Source organism: Micromonospora orduensis (assembly GCF_006228125.1).
Classification (GTDB): Bacteria; Actinomycetota; Actinomycetes; order Mycobacteriales; family Micromonosporaceae; genus Micromonospora; species Micromonospora orduensis.
In genome coordinates this window covers 1-2379 of the sequence record NZ_VDFY01000199.1, presented here as the reverse complement: position 1 = coordinate 2379, position 2379 = coordinate 1, and the positions used below count along the sequence as shown (strand labels likewise).

The 2379-nt window shown below is 74.8% G+C and carries 2 protein-coding genes; one reads left to right on the top strand and one right to left on the bottom strand.

Annotation, left to right across the window (positions count from 1 at the left end; translation table 11 throughout):
• Positions 1-182: 182 nt before the first annotated feature.
• Complete coding sequence (locus FHG89_RS22875) at positions 183-878, bottom strand: PASTA domain-containing protein (RefSeq protein ID WP_167517501.1); 696 nt, start codon at positions 876-878, stop codon at positions 183-185.
• Between the two features lie 114 nt (positions 879-992).
• Between FHG89_RS22875 and FHG89_RS22870 the strand changes: the two genes are divergently transcribed.
• The coding region (locus FHG89_RS22870) for a hypothetical protein (RefSeq protein WP_139586463.1) at positions 993-2379 on the top strand (1387 nt) is incomplete at its 3' end.

Below are 2379 nucleotides of genomic sequence, written 5' to 3'. Positions count from 1 at the left end.
AGATGTGTATAAGATACAGGTGCTCCCCGGCGGGCGGCTCCTGGCGGTCGTCGCTCATCGCACGTCCTTTCCCGAACCGGGGGCGGGCGGCACGGCCCTCGACCGTCAACCTAGCGGCCCGTACCGCCATCGGCGGGGATCAGCGGCCCCGGCGAGCCGGAAACGAGCGCCGGACTCCAGGGTCAGGAGGTGGGTTTCACGCTCGGCTGGTCGGCCGGGTTCGCGCCGCACCAGATGCTCACCTGGTCGTTCCAGCGGGCCGGACCGTCCTCGGCCGGTTCCTGTCGGGTGACCTTTCCAGTGCGCCCGCTGCGGTAGCTCGGGTAGAGCCCCTCCTCGACCAACTCGTCGGCGGCCCTGGCGCAGTCGTCGCCGAGCACATCCGGCACCTCCGCGGGCGGCGGCGGGCCGGCCACCTGGAGTTGCACAGTGGTGCCCCTGGTGACCCCGGTGCCCACGGGGGGCGAAGCGCTCTGCACCGTACGACCGCTGCCATCACCGAAGACCAACCGCCAGCCCAGCCGCTGCTTGCGCAGCATGTCCCGGGCCTCTTCGAAATCGGTGCCGACGACCGGCGGGACGGTAAGCCCGGACCCCTTCGTCGCGTTGGCGGAGGTCCGGGGAGCCGAGGCCGTGGTCCGACCCGCGCTCGGCCGGGGCGTGACCGTCCGGGCGGTCGGCGTGCCGGTCACGCTCGCCACGGCGAGCGGCTCGTCCGGGGCGTCGTCCTCGCCCGCCAACAGCCAGCCACCTGTCGCACCCACCGCGGCGAGGAGCACCGCCACCAGCCCGCCGCCGAGCAGGACGGTGGCCCGGCTCGCGCCGCCCCCGTCCCGACCATCGGCGGGATCCTGCCGACCCGTGTTCGCGTCCGTCATACCGCACACCGCCTCATCACCGGCGACCGTACCGGTCACCGCCAAGCCCGTTCGCGCCTGCCGGCGCGTCATCGCGACTCGCCGCGTCGTCGACGGGACGTTACGCTGCCCGGCATGGCCAGACAGGGCTGGGGAGTATCGATCGCGACGGCGATCGGGGTCGCTGCCGGCGCAGGCGCCGCACAACTGGGCTTCGGCTACGGGCTCGGCGTCATCACCTGGACGCCCACCGACGCCGGCGCCGTCGACACGGCCTGGGCGGACGGCCTCGCCTGGGCGACCTGGCTGGCCGCCAGCTCAACAGTCCTCGGCGCGGTCTGCGCGCAGCGGCTGCGCCAGCGGCCGGTCCCGGCCGACGAGTCCCCGGTGCCCGCCGATCACAGCCCGCCGGCAACCGACCGGCCCGGGACTTCGGCAGCAGCGGAAGACCCGACCACCGTGGACCGGCGACCGGCACCCACCGACGCCCCACCCGGTGAACGCGGCGGTCTGCTGGGACGGGTAGCCATCGCCCTGGGCGCCGGGCTCGGCGGGCTGGTCACCGTGCTCCTCGTCGCCGTACCCGCGCGGGTGGCGGTAGGTGCCGACATTGCGGCACCGCAGCGCGTCGCCGCCGTACACACGGCGCTGGGCATCGCCATCGGCGTACTCGTCGCGCTCTGGGCACTGCGCTCCCGCGCCGCCGCGGTGAACGTGACCGCGACGGCCGCCTGGCTGTGGCTGCTCGCCGTGGTCTCGGTGATCGACGGGGTACGCGTCGGAAGCGGCCTGGTCGGCGCCCAGCTCGGCACCTGGCAACTCGACCCGGACCACAGCCGGTACTGGATCGGAGACCAGCTCTACTGGCCCGGTGCGCTGCTGGCGCTCGTCCCCGCACTCGTGATCGGGGCGCTGGCCGCTCGGCGGGCCACCCGATCGCCGGGGCACCGGGTCAGCGCGACGGCGTCGGGGGCGGCCGGCCCGCTGCTCGTCGCGCTCGCGTACCTGAGCACCGTGCCGCGCTGGTCGGCGCTGGGCCCGGAACAGCTGTCCACCCAGCTTGTCGCCCCGTACGCCGTGATCGCGGGAATCGGTGGTTCGGTGCTCGTCGCCGTCCTCACCGAACGCGCCGAGCGACACCGGGCCACCAGCCCGGGTACGCCCGACACCAGCACACCGCCCGACCCGGCTCCTCAGGCCGACCCGGTGGTTCAGTCCGACCCGGCTGCCCAGACCGACCCGGCCGTTCAGCCCGAGAATGCCGTCGCAGCGGAACCGGGGTCGTCGGCACCCGGCGCGTCGGCCGGTACCTCGACCGGCGCCGCGCCACGGCGGGGCCGAACCGACAGCACAGCGGCAGGATCCCGGCCCGGCGACGCGAGCGCCGCACCGCGGATACCGACACCACGGACGGAGCCCGACCTCCCCGCCCCGGCCGACACGGCGACGCCGGGTCCGACCCCGGCCAGCCGCCGCGCCCGCAAACCCTCCCGCCCCTCCGTCCCTTATACACATCTCCGAG